Below are 14,839 nucleotides of genomic sequence, written 5' to 3' on the forward strand. Positions count from 1 at the left end.
CACCCACGCAGGAGGCGGCCGCACCCCGGGGGGTACGGCCGCCTCGGGACGGACGGTGTCAGGCCGTGGCGTAGCCGCGGACCGGCTCCCCACCGGTGACGCCCTGGTAGGGCTTGGAGTCGTAGCCGAGGATGTACAGGAAGATGATGCTGAGGAAGACGAGGCCGACCGTGAAGCCCGCGCCGTGGCCGAAGGACGTCGACAGGCCGTGGTAGACGAGGATCGCGATGACGATGTTCACGATCGGGATCAGGTACAGGATGATCCACCAGATCGGCTTGCCCGAGACCTTGATGAGGACGATGGCGTTCCAGATCGGCACGAACGCCTGCCACACGGGCTCGTCGGCCTTCTTGAAGACCCCGACCAGGGCGAACGCGTAGATCAGGTAGCCGACGAGGCTGCCGACGTAGAACGAGGGCCCGGCCGTCGCGGACGTCGTGGTGGCCACCTCGGTGGCGAGTGATGTGATCATGCGCGGAATGTAGCGACGAACCCGCGCCGTCGTCCTGAGTTTCGTGGGTCATCTCACGAGCAGTTTCTGTGCGCCGCCTGTGCGGACTCTCGCGATTGCCTGGACGGCGTCCTGCTTTTAGCGTGGGCGGGACACACGGCGACGGCCCGGGCACGTGGGCCCTCTCGGAGAGGCCCGCCCATGACGCTCCAGCAGGTGTCCCTCCGCACGCAGATCTGGCGCAAGAAGCCGATCACGCCGTCCACCGTCACGTCGAGCGAGGGCCTGGAGCGTTCGCTCGGCACGTTCACGCTCATGATGTTCGGCGTCGGCTCGACCGTGGGCACGGGCGTCTTCTTCGTCATGCACGAGGCGGTGCCCGACGCGGGACCCGCGGTGATCATCTCGTTCCTGCTCGCCGGCCTCGCGGCGGGGCTGTCGGCCCTCTCCTACGCGGAGATGGCGTCGGCCGTGCCCGTGTCCGGGTCCACCTACTCCTACGCCTACGCGACCCTGGGCGAGGTGGTCGCGATGGGCGTCGCGGCGTGCCTGCTGCTCGAGTACGGCGTCTCGACGGCCGCGGTCGCCGTCGGCTGGAGCGGGTACCTCAACCAGCTGCTGCACAACCTGTTCGGCTGGCAGATCCCGAACGTCCTGTCGGCCGCGCCGTGGGACACCCACCCCGGGATCATCAACCTGCCCGCGCTCTTCCTGGTCGCGATGTGCGCGTTGTTGCTGATCAGGGGCGCGTCCGAGTCCGCCAAGGTCAACGCCACGATGGTCGTGATCAAGCTGGCCGTCCTGCTGATGTTCGTGGCCATCGCGTTCACCGGCTTCAACGCCGACAACTTCTCGGACTTCGCGCCCAAGGGCGTGGCGGGCATCACGGCCGCCGCCGGGACGATCTTCTTCACCTTCATCGGCCTCGACGCGGTGTCGACGGCCGGCGACGAGGTGCGGGACCCGCAGCGGACGATGCCGCGCGCGATCCTCGGCGCCCTCGGCATCGTCACCTCGATCTACGTGCTGGTGGCGGTCTCGGCGCTCGGCACCCAGCCGTGGCAGGAGTTCGGCGACGCCGCGCAGGGCGAGGCCGGGCTGGCCAAGATCCTGCAGGACGTGGTCGGCGCCAGCTGGCCGGGCACGATCCTGTCCGCGGGCGCAGTGATCTCGATCTTCTCGGTGACCCTGGTGACGATGTACGGCCAGACCCGCATCCTCTTCGCCATCGGCCGCGACGGGCTGCTGCCCAGGGCGTTCGCGAAGGTGAACGCGCGCACCCACACGCCGGTGAACAACACGGTCATCGTGGCCATCGTCGTCGGCGCGCTCGCCGCGTTCATCCCGCTCGACTACCTGTGGGACCTCGTCTCCATCGGCACCCTCGCCGCGTTCATCGTGGTGTCGCTCGGCGTGCTCATCCTGCGCCGCACCCGTCCCGACCTCCCGCGTGGCTTCAAGGTGCCGGGCTACCCGGTCACACCGGTGCTCGCCATCGCCGCCTGCCTCTACATCCTGTCCGGCCTGCACTGGTACACGTACGCGTGGTTCCTGCTCTGGCTCAGCGTGGTGCTCGCCTTCTACTTCCTGTGGGGCCGACGGCACTCCCTGCTGGAACGGGCCGTCGAGGCAGGGCTGCTCCGCGACGAGGACCTCCGATGACGATCGTCGTCGGCGCCAACCCGTTCGGCGACGCCCACGGCGCGATCGACCTGGGCGTCACCCTGGCGCGCACCCTGCCCGAGGCCACCGGGGCGAACGTGCTGGTGATCGCGACCGTGGTCCCGCCGGGCTGGGCCGTCCGCTCCATGGCCAAGGTCGACGGCGAGATGCGGGAGTGGGTGCAGACCCGGGCCGACGAGGCCGAGGCCGCGGCTCTCGCGTTCCTCGGCGACCGCGCCGAGGGCCTCACCATCGAGTTCGTCCGGCTCCACGAGCGCTCGACCCCTCGCGCGCTCGCCGCGCTCGCCGACGCGCGGGACGCCACCGCGCTCGTGCTCGGCTCGTCGCCGGAGGGGCCCGACGGTCGCGTCGTGATCGGGTCGACGGCCGACTACCTGCTGCACTCGTCGCCCGTGCCGCTGGCCATCGCGCCCACGTCGTACCGCTGTGCCCCCGGCCCGACCGGCGTGGCAGCGCGCCGGCTCAGCTGCTCGTTCAGCGGCTCCGACCTGGCCGGCGCCGCGGTCCGGTGGGCGGCCCGGCTCACGCGGGAGATCGACGTCCGGCTGCGGGTCTGCTCGTTCGGCGTCCGGTCGGCCACGATGTACCCGCCCGAGATCGGCACCGACATCGAGTCCGAGGTCACCGAGCAGTGGCGTGAGCAGATGGTGGAGGCGCAGGCCGCCCTGCGCGCGCGGCTCGGCGACGCGCTGGACGACGACGTGGAGATGGTCGTCGCCACCGGGTCGAGCTGGTGGGACGCGCTCACGTCGATCGACTGGACGCCCAACGAGCTGCTGATCCTCGGGTCCTCGAGCGCCGGGGCCCTACGGCGCGTGTTCCTCGGCACCAACGCGACGAAGATCATCCGGCACTCGCCGGTGCCGGTCCTCGTGGTGCCGCACGACGAGCTGTGAGCGACATGTGGGGCGTCGACCGGCTCGACCTCGACGCGTACCTGGCCCGCACGGGCGCGCGACCTGACTCCCTGGCGGCGATCCACCGCGCGCACGTCGAGACCATCCCGTTCGAGAACCTGGACGTCCAGCTGGGCGTCGACGTCTCCGTGGACCTGCCCGCGATCGAGGCCAAGCTGATCGGCGCGCGGCGCGGCGGGTACTGCTACGAGCACGGGCTCCTGCTGGGCGCCGCGCTCGAACGGCTCGGCTTCGCGGTCGAGCGTCGCCTGGCGCGCATCGGCGATCCCGCGGTGGTCCCGCGACCTCGCTCGCACCTCGTCCTGTTCGTCGACGGCCGCTGGCTCGCCGACACGGGCTTCGGCTCCGGCCTGCTCGAACCGGTCCCGCTCGAGGACGGCCTGGTGACCCGCCAGGCCGGCTGGACCTTCCGCACGGTCCAGCTCGCCGACGGCGCGTGGCAGCTGCACGAGCGCCGGGGCGACGCGTGGCTGACCCACTACACGGCGCCCGCCGAGGACACCTACCTGCCCGACGTCGAGGTCGCCAACTTCGCCACCGCCCACAGCCCGACGTCCCGGTTCGTGGTCCAGATCGTGGTGCAGCGCAAGGACGAGGAGCTGCTGCGCTGCCTCACGGGCAGGCGCCTCACCGTCGACACCCCCGACGGTCGGATCGAGGACCGCAGGGTCTCCGACGAGGAGCTGGGCGACGTGCTGAGCGACCTCGGGCTCGAGCTCACCGCCGGACAGGTGCACGAGCTCGTCTTGCGTTCGAGCGCGCTCTAGGTCCTAGCGTCGTCGGTATGACACAGAAGACCTGGTTCCTCACCGGCACGTCCCGCGGCTTCGGCCTGGAGTGGGCGACCGCCGCCCTCGAGCGCGGCGACCGCGTGGCCGCCACCGCGCGCGACGTCGGCTCCCTCGACGGCCTGGTCGAGCGGTTCGGCGACGCCGTCCTGCCCCTTGCCCTCGACGTCACCGACCGCGCCGCCGACTTCGCGTCCGTCGCGCGGGCGCACGACCACTTCGGGCGGCTCGACGTCGTCGTCAACAACGCCGGTTACGGCCAGTTCGGCTTCACCGAGGAGCTGTCCGAGGCCGAGCTGCGCGACCAGATGGAGACCAACCTCTTCGGCGCGTTCTGGGTGACGCAGGCGGCGCTGCCGTTCCTGCGCGCGCAGGGCAGCGGGCACATCATCCAGGTGTCGTCGATCGGCGGGATCTCCGCGTTCCCCAACATCGGCGCGTACCACGCCTCGAAGTGGGCGCTCGAAGGCTTCAGCCAGGCGCTCGCCCAGGAGGTCGCCGGGTTCGGCATCCACGTGACGCTGGTCGAGCCGGGCGGTTTCTCGACGGACTGGGGCGGCTCGTCGGCCCGCCACGCGACCCCGATCGCCGCGTACGACGAGGCCCGGGCACAGATGGCCGAGGCGCGCGCCAAGCGCATCGGGACCCCTGGCAACCCGTCGAGCTCGGCCGAGGCCCTCCTGCGCGTGGTCGACGCCGAGCAGCCGCCGTTGCGCGTGTTCTTCGGCTCCTCGCCGCTCGGCACCGCCAAGGCCGACTACGCCTCGCGGATCGCCACGTGGGAGCAGTGGGACGACGTGGCGAAGCTGGCTCAGGGCTGACGAGCGGGGCACACAGGACGTTGGTCCCTAGTGACACCGGAGCCGACTGACATAACGTTTCGCTATTCGCCGAGCCGCACAACATCGTGCGCACAGGCGGACGCCGCACAGGCCGTTGCCGTGCGGGCCGCCTCTGGGGATCGCTCGCGCTGATCGCTTCCGGGGGCCTAGCTCGACGTCCCTGGCCCCCTTCCGGGGCTCCCCAGCCGCGCCCGCCGAGAGAGGCATGCGCGACACCCCCGAGGAGCACCATGCCCATCCACGAGCGCCACCGCCCCGAGGTCCTCGTCGCATTCGGCCACACAGTCATCCTTCACGAGCTCGGCGCCGCCGCCTGGCGCGTGACGCTCACGACCCCGGTCCTCGACGCGACCGATGCCGTCGCCGCCGCGCACGAGCTCAACGTGTCGGCACCCGAGGGCATGGTCTATGCCATGGTCTCCGTCGAGGTCACGCGCCTCGGCCAGGACCCTGCACCGCCCTGGGTCGACCTCTCCGTCGAGTTCGTCAGCGCGGCGGGCACCACCCACACGTCCGGCGACACGGCGGCCGTCGCGCCTGCCCCGTCGCTCCTGGACCTGAAGACCCTGCACCCGGGGGCGTCCGGCTCCGGATACGTCGTGATCGCCATACCGCGTGCTGATGCCGCGGCCGGCACCGGCAGCTGGACGGTCTCGACGATGTCCGGCGAGACGACGGTCTTCGCTGCGAGGTGCTGACCGTCGTCGCAGCAGACGACGGGTCGCGATCGCCACGTGGAAGCAGTGGGACGCGTGGCGAAGCTGGCGCAGGGCTGCCGAGCGGCGCACACAGGACGTTCGTCCCTCGTGGCGCCGGGGCAAACTGACATAACGTTAAGTCATTCGCCGCACCGCACAGAACAGTGCACACCGGCGAGCGCCGCACCGGCCGATGCCGTGCGGGCCGCCTCTGTGGATCGCTCGCGCTGAGCGCTGCCGGGGCCCCAGCTCGACGTCCCTAGCCCCGTCCGGGGCTGCCCCGCCGTGCCCGCTGACAGGCGTGCGCGACACCCACAGAGGAGCGCCATGACCACCCCCGAGAACCCCACCCCCGAGGTCCTCGTCGACCCGTCGACGCCCGTCACGAAGGCCGAGGCGAAGCGCCTGGCCCGCGAGGCCAAGGCCGTCAAGAAGGCGAACCGCAGCTGGGTCGGCCGCCACAAGTTCCTGACCGCGGTCGGCTCGTTCGTCGTCCTGATCGTCGCCATCGTCATCGCCACTAGTGGCGGTGGCGACGCCAAGCCCGAGGCCGCCGCGCCCGTGGTGGCGGCGGATGTCGTGGACGACGCCGCCGTCGTCGCTCCGGAGGAGACCGCACCTGTCGAGGAGGCCCCCGTCGGCATCACCGGCGGCGACCACATCGTCGGCACCGACATCGCCGCGGGCCAGTACCGCGCCACGGTCGACGACTCGTTCTTCGATCTGTGCACGGTCAGCCAGAAGAACGGCGACGACATCCTCGACATCCGGACGGCGAACGCGGGCTCGGTCATCTTCACGGTCCAGGACATCCCCGGCTCCGTCGCCTCGTTCGACGGCTGCTCGACGATCGTGTCCACCACTGAGGTCCCCGGCACCGCTCCGGCGCAGCTCGGCAACGGCGACTGGCTCGTCGGGACCGAGCTGACCGCCGGTCAGTACTCGGCCACGGTCGACACGGCCGCCACGATCGTCCTCGGCATGGTCAGCCAGACCAACGGCACCGAGGTCCTGGACATCACCACCGGTGACACCGGCAACGTCGTCTTCACGGTGAAGGACGTTCCGGGCTCGGTCGTCTCGTTCACGGGCGTCAAGGACATCACCAAGGTCGCCTGACCCGTCACGACAGCCCCGTCCGGCTCCCAGCCGGGCGGGGCTTCGTCGTCCCTACTCGCCGCCTGGCGAGCCCTCGGTCAGGTCCTCCGACTCCTCCGGCTGGTAGACGCAGACCCAGAGGGCGTCGGGCCGGACGGTCACGTCGAGGGTGTCGGACGGGTCGATGACGTCGCCGTCGAGCTGGCGGGGCTGGGGGCGGTCGCTGGTCACGGTGATCCGCGACCCGCGCAGCACCTCCATGTTGGGCACGCGGTGGCGCCCGGGCCGCAGCACGCCGAAGGCGAGCTGGATCCAGTGGCCGAGGTTGCGCGGCGCCAGGACGGCGACGTCCATCTGGCCGTTGTCGGGCTCGGCGTCGGGGAGCAGGTTCACGCCGCCCTGCAGGCGTCCGACGTTGCCGACGAGCACGGTGCGGGCGCGTCGGCGCAGCACGGGGTAGTCGTCGACCTGGACCTCGACCTTCATCTCGGCGTCGTTCAGGTGCTTGAACGCCGAGTAGACGTACGCGACCGGCCCGAGCACGGCCTTGAGCTTGGTCGGGGCGTCGTCGACCATCGCGGCGTCGAGGCCCATGCCGGCCATCACCGCGAACGCCTGATCGTCGACGTACCCGAGGTCGATGGTCCGACGGCCGCGCTCCAGGGCCAGGCGCACCCCGTCGATGGTGTCGGTCGGGACGCCGAGGTTCGTCGCCAGCAGGTTGCCGGTGCCGCCGGGCAGGATGGCGAGCGCCGAGTCGCTGCCGGACAGGCCCTCGATGCAGGCGCGGACCGTGCCGTCGCCACCAGCGACGAACACGACGTCAGCCCCGTCGGCGACCGCCTGCCGGGCCTGCCCCGTGCCGGGGTCCTCGGCGGTGGTCTCCAGCCACTCGGGCTCGGGCCAGCCCGCTTCGGTCAGCTGGTCCCGGATCTGCGTGCGGAGCTCGTCGAGACCCTCGACGCGGTTGGGGTTGACGATCACCGCCGACGTCAGCGGGGCGTGGTCGAGCCGGTGCTCGGCGGGCGTCTCGCGGGGGATCGTCACGTCGGTGAGTATGTCCCGGGGTCAGCGGACCGGCCACTCAGGACCCAGTCGTCCCTCCGAAGGCGGTACAGCACGCTGCGCCGCAGCGGGTGGCCCACCGCGATGGTGGGGTAGTCGAAGTCGTCGGCGGGGTCGCAGGTCATGCCCAGCCGCTCCATCACGGCCCGCGAGCGCTGGTTCGTCGGGGCCGTGAACGACACGATCTCGTCGAGCCCGACCTCGTCGAACCCGACCCGCAGGGCCTCCCGGGCGGCCTCCGTCGCATAGCCGTGACCCCACGCCCAACGGGCGAGGCGCCAGCCGACCTCGGTGAGCGACGGGTCCCAGCTGGGTCGCGCGAGACCCGTGAAGCCGGCGAACCGCCCCTCGACCTCCACCGCCCACAGGCCCCAGCCGTTCTCGAGCAGCCGTTGCTCGCAGCGTGCCGCCATCGCGTCGCTCTGCGCGCGGTTGAGCGTGGCCGGGAAGTACCTCATGACCTCCGGGTCCGCGTTCAGCTCGGCGAACGGCTCGCGGTCCGCCGCGGTCCACGGCCGCAGGAGGAGGCGTGCGGTCCGGCGTTCGAGGGTCACCCCAGCACCGTACGCTGCGGGCCGTGATCACCGATGTGCTGGACGCCTGGTCTCCGAGCGATCCTCAGCAGGCGGGCCTGCTCGACGAGTACCGGGCGTTCGTGGCCGCCCTGGGCACCGCCGCGATCGACCGTTCGCTGGCGCCCGAGCACCTCACGGCCAGCTGCTTCGTCCTGTCCCCCGACCATTCCCGCGTCCTGCTCTGCTTCCATCGCAAGGGCCAGTTCTGGGTGCAGCTGGGCGGGCATCTCGAGCCCGGCGACGCGTCCCTGGCCGACGCCGCGCTGCGGGAGGCGCGCGAGGAGAGCGGCATCGCGGGCCTGCGGCTCGAGAGCGCGCTGCCCGCCGACGTGCACCGCCACGAGCTCGCGACCGCGTTCGGGCGCTGCCGCGTGCACTGGGACGTCGGGTTCGTCGCCTACGCCCCCGCGTCGTCGGTGCCGGTGGTCAGCGACGAGAGCGAGCGGGTCGCGTGGTTCGGCGTCGACGACCTGCCGCCCGGGACGCCCGACGACTTCGCGGAGCGGCTGGCCGTGGTGCTCGACGAGGTCAGGGCCAGAGCGGACCGGCCGACGCCGCCGCAGCGATGAGCTCGTCCGCGTCGAGGACCGTGCTCGTCTCGGCGATCCCCCGGTCCGGCCACGCGCACACCACGGTCAGGTTCCCCCGCTGCGGAACGGGCCAGAGCCAGACCTCGCGGCTCCACGACCCGCCGTAGATCGCCGCGCGGGCCAACGGCTCCAGCACCGGCCGGTCGGGCACCCAGCGCCCGAGGTCGGCACCGTCCGGCATGCTCGACCACCCGGACGGGTCGAGCGAGGTGACCCGTCGACCGTCGGCGTACGCGAACCCGAAGCGCAGCCCGCCGACCGGCAGCGCCAGCGCCAGGCCTCCACGGCCGTGGGTGACGTCGAGCTCGGCCATCACGCGGTGATGCTCGCTGCGGATCGTCGGCGCCAGCACCACGGTGAATCGGAACGCGACACCGTCCGCGTAGACGCGGGCGCCCTCCAGGAGCACGGTGGTGGACGGGGACCGCCCGATCTCCGCCGAGACGGCGACGATCGTCGGTCGGTCGTACCAGCCTGGGCCGCTCCACTCGGGGTCGCGCGGCACCGCCTCGGGCGTCGCGTCGTCGAGGCCCAGCGGGGTGACGCCCCACGGCTCGACGGGCGGGAAGAAGGACGTCATGGCCGTCATCATCCCCCGACGTGCCGCCGGTCCGGCTAGGGGTTGATCGCGACGACCTGGACGGTGCCACCGGTCATCGCGCCGGAGAGGCACTCGACGACGCGTCGCACGTCCCGGGCCGTCGCGTCCGCAGCGAGGTCCGCCGTGACGTAGGAGGCGGGCGAGTCGTCCGTCATCCCGGTGCTCGCGATGGAGGCGTCGTCCAGGCACGCGCCCCAGCCGCCCGCCGGGTGGCGCAGCACCACCCGCCACGGTCCGTCGGCAGGGACGTCCAGGGATCGGCTCCACGTCAGTCCCGCGAGCGCGGACAGCGCCAGCCCGACGGCCACGAGCAGCGCGACGACGGCACCGACCTTGCCCCGCACCACGCGCATGCCCCGATCCTACTTATTGCACCATCCGGTTCAGTGTCCTATGGTGAACCACATGGTTCAGCATGACACTCTCGACCGGATCTACTCGGCGCTGGCCGACGCGACCCGACGCGACATCCTCACCCGGCTCGGCGAGGGACCCGCCACCATCGGCGAGCTCGCGGCGCCGCACGGGATGAGCCTCACCGGCATGAAGAAGCACGTGCAGGTCCTCGAGGACGCCGGCCTGGTCAGCACCGAGAAGGTCGGCCGCTCGAGGCAGTGCCGGCTCGGGGAGGAGCGACTGGACGACGCCATGGCGTGGATCTCCTTCTACCAGCGGCTCTGGGAGCGTCGGCTCGACGGTCTCGAGGCCTACTTCACCCTCCAGAAAGGACTCGACTCATGACCAGCACCGACACCCTCGAGATGCGCATGACCCGCATGCTGCCCGCGACACCCGACGAGGTGTTCGACGCCTACACCGACGCGGAGAAGCAGACGATCTGGTTCTCGATCCTCGACACCAAGCCAGGGATCGTCGAGATCGAGGTCGACCTGCGCGTCGGCGGGCAGCAGACCGCCGTGTGGGGGCCGGACCGCGACAACCTGTTCCGGGAGACCCAGACGTTCCTGGTGATCGACCGTCCGCACCGCCTGGTCACCGAGTCGTCCGGCAGCAGCCCGGACGGCCTGACCATGATCACGCGGATCGACGTCACGTTCGAGGCGGTCGACGGCGGGACCCTGGTGACCGTCGTGCAGAGCGGGTTCCCCGCCGTCGAGGTCCGCGACTTCTTCACCGAGCACGTGTGGGTGGGGGCGTTCGACCGGATCGAGGCGTACCTGGTTCGCGATTGACATTGCCGGCGGCGGGCACGAACGCGAGGCTGACCGCGTGATCCGCCTCGTGCCCGTGCCCGCCGACCCGCAGCACCCCGACGCCTGGACTGTCGAAGGCGTGGTTCAGGTCAGCGAGGCGGTCGACGGGCCGGTGCACGGAACGGACTTCTCGCTCGACGTCCCGACCGTGCGCGCCATGCTGCAGGAGCCGCACCGCAAGATCCACCGCCTGGTCGCGGTCCCTGAGGGCTCCACCGACCCGGCCGACGTCGTCGGGTGCGCGATGGTGGGTCTGCCGCTGGTCGGGAACCAGCACGTCGCCGTCGTCTACGTCGCGGTGCGCCCGGACCGTCGCCGACGGGGCGTCGGTGCCCTGCTCTTCGACGCCGGTCTGCAGATCGCCCGCGACGCCGGCCGCCAGGTCGTGCTGTCGGACTCGGCGTTCGCCGTCGAGCCCCGGCCCGGGCCCGGCGCGCTCGCCGCGCCCACCGGCGACGGCCGCATCCCGGCGGACGACGACGCCACCCGGTTCGCGCTCGCGCGCGGCTTTGCCCTCGAGCAGGTGGTCCGGCACTCCGTGCTCGACGTTCCCGTCCCCGCCGAGATTCTCGACCCGCTGCGCCCGGGCCCCGGCCCGGACCACCGCGTCCACCTCATGCAGGACGGGTACGACGAGGAGTGGCTGGACGAGCTCGCCGTCCTCAAGACGCGCATGAGCACCGACGTCCCGCACGGCGCGCTCGACCTGGCCGAGGACGTCTGGGACGCCGACCGCGTCCGCACGCGCGCCGCCGACCTGCGTCGCCGCGGGCTGGGGATCCTCACGGCCGTCGTCGAGCACGCGCCCACCGGCACGCTCGCCGCCTACTCGGGGGTCGAGTACCCGCTGGACAAGCCGGCGGTCGTGTTCCAGGGCGACACCCTCGTCCTGCGCGAGCACCGCGGCCACGGGCTCGGCATGCTGGCGAAGATCGCCGTCCTCGACGCCCTCCGCGACGTCCGGCCCCAGGCCGCCCGGATCCACACGTGGAACGCGCAGGAGAACGCGCACATGCTGGCGATCAACGTGGCCCTCGGGTTCCGGCAGGCGAGCGTGGAGGCCGCGTGGCAGAGGTCAGCCTGAGGGCGTCGGGCCCCGGCTCGGTGCGCGACGCCGCCGGCGGGCTGGCGGCCCTGACGCTCGCCACCTTCGTGGCGATCACGACCGAGCTGGTGCCCGTCGGTCTGCTGCCGCAGATCAGCACCGACCTGGACGTCACCGAGTCCGTCGCCGGGCTGCTGGTCACCGTGTACGCGCTCATGGTGGCGACCCTCGCGATCCCGCTGACGCTGGGCACCCGACGCCTGCCCCGCAAGGGTCTGCTGCTGGGCACGCTGGCCGCCTACACCGTGAGCAACGCGCTGGTCGGCATCGCCCCCACCTTCGGCGTCGTCGCGGCCGGCCGCGCGGTCGGCGGCATCGCGCACGCCCTCTTCTTCTCGCTGAGCATCGGGTACGCCTCGCGCCTCGTCGCCCCGCACGTCACCGGCCGCGCGCTCGCCCTGGTCACGGCGGGGGCATCCGCGGGTCTCGTGCTCGGCGTGCCGCTGTCCACCGCGCTAGGCACCGCCGTCGGGTGGCGCAACGGGTTCCTCGTCCTCGCCGCCGCCTGCGCCCTGGCGACCGTGCTGGTCGCGACGTTGCTGCCGCCGGTGTCGGCCGACGACGCCCCGCACGCCGACGACACGCGCACCGACCGCCGCCGGCGGCTGGGGATCGTGTCGACGACGAACACGCTCACCTACCTGGCGCAGTACGTCGTCTACACCTACGTCTCGGTGATCCTGCTGGCCACGGGTCTGAGCGAGACCGCCGTCGGCCCCGTCCTGCTCGGCCTCGGCGCGGTGGGCCTGGTCGGCACCGCCTACGCTGCCGCGTCCCTGGACCGGAACCCGCGCCGCGGCACCGTCGTGGTGCACGCCGGCATGGCGGTCGGCCTGCTCGCTCTCGGGCTCGTGTACCCGTCGCGGATCGGCGTGCTCGTCGCCGCGGCCGTCTGGTCCGCGTCGTTCGGCGCCATGGCGTCCGTGTTCCAGACCGCCGCGATCCGCACGCGCGGGGCGTCGCCCGACCTCATCGGCGCGCTGGTGAACTCGACCGCGAACATCGGGATCGGCGGCGGGGCGGCGCTGGGCGCGCTCGTGCTGGTGGGGCCGGGCCTCGACGCGCTGCCGTTCGTCGGCGCCGCGCTGGTCGTCGCCAGCCTCGTCGTGATCGTCGTCGCCCGGCGGGCGTTCCCCCGCGCTCCGTGACCCGTCAGGCCGAGGCCCCCGCGCGCATGGCCACGGCGACCCAGGTGCGCCACGGCCGCCACGCCTCCGCCACCTCGGCCAGCCGCGCGGGCTCGAGCGGCTCGTCCTGGCCGAGCGCCCGGCCCACGACGGACCGCACCAGGGGCTCGTTCACCGGCAGCACGTCGGTGTGCCCCAGGGCGCGGACGGTGACCAGCTCGGAGTAGAACGGCCCGATCCCGTCGAGGCGCTGGAGCTCGGTCGCGGCCGCCGCCGGGTCCATCGCGCGCAGCGTCTCCGTGTCGAGCGCCCCGGCGAGCGCGGCCTCGGCGACGCCGTGCAGGCGCGGGATCTTGGCATCGGGGATGCCCGGGAACGACGTGACCGCGAGGAGGTCGGCCGGCAGGGGCACCGCCGCCTGCTCGACCCCGGCAACGTCGAACACCCGGCCGTGCGCCCGGGCGAGCGCGGTCCGGACGGCGGCCATCTGGCGCTGCGGCCGCCGTGCGGAGAGCACCGACCAGAGCAGCGCCTCGTAGGCCGAGTAGAACAGCGGCGGCCGGAGCCCCGGGCGTCGGGACTGGGCCGCGCCGACCAGCGCCTCGCGGCGGCCCAGCTCGTCGTACCCCGTGCCGTCGACGTCCACCGACAGCACGCGCGCAACCTGCGCCGCGACCGCGCGCGGGTCACCCTCCCCCTGCACGTCGCACAGCAGCAGGTCCGGCGCCGCCTGGGTCACGGCCGCCCCGACCTGCGTGCGATACCCGTCGAGGCAGAACGCCAGCCGCAGCACCGACCCGTCGGCGGCGTCGCGCTGCCCGAACCCGAACCCGATGCTCTGCGCGAGGTCGAACCGACCCCGGACGGGGATCTCGACGACGGCCATGGTCAGTCCGCGGCCGGCTCGGGCTCCGGCGTGGGCACCGGCGCGGGCTCGAGCTCCTTGGGCTTCGGCAGGTCCTCGCCCGAGAGCCACGAGTACCAGGCGGTCTGCGGGCCGCCCTGGAGCAGCACCGCCCGGGACAGGAGCGTGAGCGGCACGGCCAGGATCGCGCCCAGCGGCCCGATGACGAAGGTCCAGAAGATGACCGACACGAAGCTCAGGGTGAGCGTGATGTTCACCGCGTCGGCGACGAACTTCGGCTGGATCAGCACCTGCAGCGTGACGTTGACGGCGCTGTAGATCGCGATCACCGCGAGCGCGAGGGGCCACCCGCCCACCACGAGGGCGAGCAGCGTCGGCGGGATGACGCCGATGACGAACCCGATGTTCGGGATGAAGTTGGTGACGAACGCGAGGATCGCCCACACGGCCGGGGCCGGGACGCCGAGCGCCCACAGCGCGAGCCCATCGACGATGGCCACGACCGCACCGAACGACGCGCTCACCACGAAGTACCGGCGCACCCCGATGTTTAACGTGGTCGCCCGACCGAGCACGTTGCTCTCCGTCTGGCCGAACTGGACGTGCGCACCGTCGTACCGCGCGGCGTCGACGGACATGAAGATCACGTAGGTGACGACCACGAACAGCGTGGTGAGGACGCCCATCACGGCGCCGCCGAGGGAGGCGGCGACGCCCACCAGCTGGGAGGGCTGCAGGGCGTCCGTGATCGACTCGATCGAGCTCTGGTCCACGCCGATCGACGCCAGCCACGCGGTGGCGTCGCCGATCGTCTGCTGCAGCTCCGTGAGGTAGTCCTGGACCAGCCCACCGAACTGGATCCCCGCGAACACCAGCATCGCGATGAGGGCGAGCAGGATCAGGTAGACGACGACGATGACGACCGTGGTGGCCGCGGCCCGGTGCCAGCCGCGGCGCTCGAGCGGGTGCCGGATCGGGTGCACGATGATGACGAGCACCGCGGCCAGGAGCAGGGGCGCCAGCACCTCGCGCGCAGCGTGCATGCCGGTGAGCACCACGACGGCGGCCGCGAGGAACAGCAGCGTGCGGGTGGAGGGCGCGAGGCCCTGGGGCGATGCCATGGGGCGCGCGCGCTCCTTCGAGAAGGTCAGGTGCACGCAAGATAGCGCGCGGCCGTCAGATGACGTATGCCTCTGGCCCCCCGGGCGCGCCTACCG

18 protein-coding genes are annotated in these 14,839 nt (G+C 72.3%); 11 read left to right on the top strand and 7 right to left on the bottom strand.

The genetic code is table 11. The features are described from left to right. Positions 1 to 58 precede the first annotated feature (58 nt). Positions 59 to 475, bottom strand: coding sequence for a DUF5684 domain-containing protein (locus tag AC1DQC_RS00815; protein WP_477049329.1), 417 nt, complete (start codon positions 473 to 475; stop codon positions 59 to 61). A gap of 180 nt (positions 476 to 655) precedes the next feature. Between AC1DQC_RS00815 and AC1DQC_RS00820 the strand changes: the two genes are divergently transcribed. From AC1DQC_RS00820 to AC1DQC_RS00845, 6 genes are all read left to right on the top strand, one after another. Further along, positions 656 to 2,116, top strand: a complete 1,461-nt coding sequence (locus AC1DQC_RS00820; protein WP_477049330.1) for an APC family permease — start codon at positions 656 to 658, stop codon at positions 2,114 to 2,116. Continuing rightward, entirely contained in the window at positions 2,113 to 3,033 is a 921-nt protein-coding gene (locus AC1DQC_RS00825) for a universal stress protein (RefSeq protein ID WP_477049331.1), read from the top strand. The genes AC1DQC_RS00820 and AC1DQC_RS00825 overlap by 4 nt, the downstream gene beginning before the upstream one ends. A gap of 5 nt (positions 3,034 to 3,038) precedes the next feature. After that, complete coding sequence (locus AC1DQC_RS00830; protein ID WP_477049526.1) at positions 3,039 to 3,821, top strand: arylamine N-acetyltransferase family protein; 783 nt, start codon at positions 3,039 to 3,041, stop codon at positions 3,819 to 3,821. 17 nt (positions 3,822 to 3,838) lie between these two features. After that, positions 3,839 to 4,663: an SDR family oxidoreductase gene (locus AC1DQC_RS00835; protein ID WP_477049332.1), complete on the top strand. Its 825-nt coding sequence runs from the start codon at positions 3,839 to 3,841 to the stop codon at positions 4,661 to 4,663. A 251-nt stretch (positions 4,664 to 4,914) separates the two neighbouring features. After that, on the top strand, positions 4,915 to 5,382 hold the full coding sequence (locus AC1DQC_RS00840; protein ID WP_477049333.1) for a hypothetical protein: 468 nt from the start codon (positions 4,915 to 4,917) through the stop codon (positions 5,380 to 5,382). Positions 5,383 to 5,709: 327 nt separating this feature from the next. Beyond that, positions 5,710 to 6,501, top strand: a complete 792-nt coding sequence (locus AC1DQC_RS00845; RefSeq protein WP_477049334.1) for a hypothetical protein — start codon at positions 5,710 to 5,712, stop codon at positions 6,499 to 6,501. A gap of 51 nt (positions 6,502 to 6,552) precedes the next feature. On the opposite strand, the gene AC1DQC_RS00850 is transcribed toward AC1DQC_RS00845, so the two are convergent. Together AC1DQC_RS00850 and AC1DQC_RS00855 are read right to left on the bottom strand one after the other, a co-directional pair. Beyond that, entirely contained in the window at positions 6,553 to 7,527 is a 975-nt protein-coding gene (locus AC1DQC_RS00850; RefSeq protein WP_477049335.1) for a diacylglycerol/lipid kinase family protein, read from the bottom strand. After that, on the bottom strand, positions 7,524 to 8,099 hold the full coding sequence (locus AC1DQC_RS00855) for a GNAT family N-acetyltransferase (protein WP_477049336.1): 576 nt from the start codon (positions 8,097 to 8,099) through the stop codon (positions 7,524 to 7,526). Before AC1DQC_RS00855 ends, AC1DQC_RS00850 begins: the two co-directional genes overlap by 4 nt. A gap of 23 nt (positions 8,100 to 8,122) precedes the next feature. Between AC1DQC_RS00855 and AC1DQC_RS00860 the strand changes: the two genes are divergently transcribed. After that, positions 8,123 to 8,689 (top strand): NUDIX hydrolase, encoded by a 567-nt coding sequence (locus AC1DQC_RS00860; protein WP_477049337.1) that lies wholly within the window; start codon positions 8,123 to 8,125, stop codon positions 8,687 to 8,689. Here AC1DQC_RS00860 and AC1DQC_RS00865 read toward each other — a convergent pair. Further along, the gene (locus AC1DQC_RS00865; RefSeq protein WP_477049338.1) at positions 8,649 to 9,290 is read right to left on the bottom strand and encodes a hypothetical protein; all 642 of its coding nucleotides are present in this window, start codon (positions 9,288 to 9,290) and stop codon (positions 8,649 to 8,651) included. The genes AC1DQC_RS00860 and AC1DQC_RS00865 overlap by 41 nt on opposite strands. 35 nt (positions 9,291 to 9,325) lie before the next feature. Continuing rightward, complete coding sequence (locus tag AC1DQC_RS00870; protein ID WP_477049339.1) at positions 9,326 to 9,664, bottom strand: hypothetical protein; 339 nt, start codon at positions 9,662 to 9,664, stop codon at positions 9,326 to 9,328. 52 nt (positions 9,665 to 9,716) lie between these two features. On the opposite strand from AC1DQC_RS00870, the gene AC1DQC_RS00875 reads away from it, so the two are divergent. Genes AC1DQC_RS00875 through AC1DQC_RS00890 form a run of 4 tightly spaced genes read left to right on the top strand, consistent with a single transcriptional unit; the run spans position 9,717 to position 12,778 of the window. Further along, the gene (locus AC1DQC_RS00875) at positions 9,717 to 10,052 is read left to right on the top strand and encodes an ArsR/SmtB family transcription factor (RefSeq protein ID WP_477049340.1); all 336 of its coding nucleotides are present in this window, start codon (positions 9,717 to 9,719) and stop codon (positions 10,050 to 10,052) included. Next, positions 10,049 to 10,504 carry an SRPBCC family protein gene (locus AC1DQC_RS00880; RefSeq protein WP_477049341.1) on the top strand — a complete coding sequence of 152 codons (456 nt, stop codon included), beginning with the start codon at positions 10,049 to 10,051 and terminating at the stop codon, positions 10,502 to 10,504. Before AC1DQC_RS00875 ends, AC1DQC_RS00880 begins: the two co-directional genes overlap by 4 nt. Positions 10,505 to 10,541: 37 nt before the next feature. Further along, positions 10,542 to 11,609 carry a GNAT family N-acetyltransferase gene (locus AC1DQC_RS00885; RefSeq protein WP_477049342.1) on the top strand — a complete coding sequence of 356 codons (1,068 nt, stop codon included), beginning with the start codon at positions 10,542 to 10,544 and terminating at the stop codon, positions 11,607 to 11,609. Beyond that, positions 11,591 to 12,778: an MFS transporter gene (locus tag AC1DQC_RS00890; RefSeq protein ID WP_477049343.1), complete on the top strand. Its 1,188-nt coding sequence runs from the start codon at positions 11,591 to 11,593 to the stop codon at positions 12,776 to 12,778. Before AC1DQC_RS00885 ends, AC1DQC_RS00890 begins: the two co-directional genes overlap by 19 nt. A gap of 4 nt (positions 12,779 to 12,782) precedes the next feature. Here AC1DQC_RS00890 and AC1DQC_RS00895 read toward each other — a convergent pair whose 3' ends face one another. Further along, positions 12,783 to 13,643 carry a DNA-3-methyladenine glycosylase family protein gene (locus AC1DQC_RS00895; RefSeq protein WP_477049344.1) on the bottom strand — a complete coding sequence of 287 codons (861 nt, stop codon included), beginning with the start codon at positions 13,641 to 13,643 and terminating at the stop codon, positions 12,783 to 12,785. A gap of 2 nt (positions 13,644 to 13,645) precedes the next feature. Then, positions 13,646 to 14,743, bottom strand: coding sequence for an AI-2E family transporter (locus tag AC1DQC_RS00900; protein WP_477049345.1), 1,098 nt, complete (start codon positions 14,741 to 14,743; stop codon positions 13,646 to 13,648). Between the last annotated feature and the right edge of the window lie 96 nt (positions 14,744 to 14,839).

It is taken from the genome of Cellulomonas sp. P4_H12 (genome assembly GCF_056400905.1).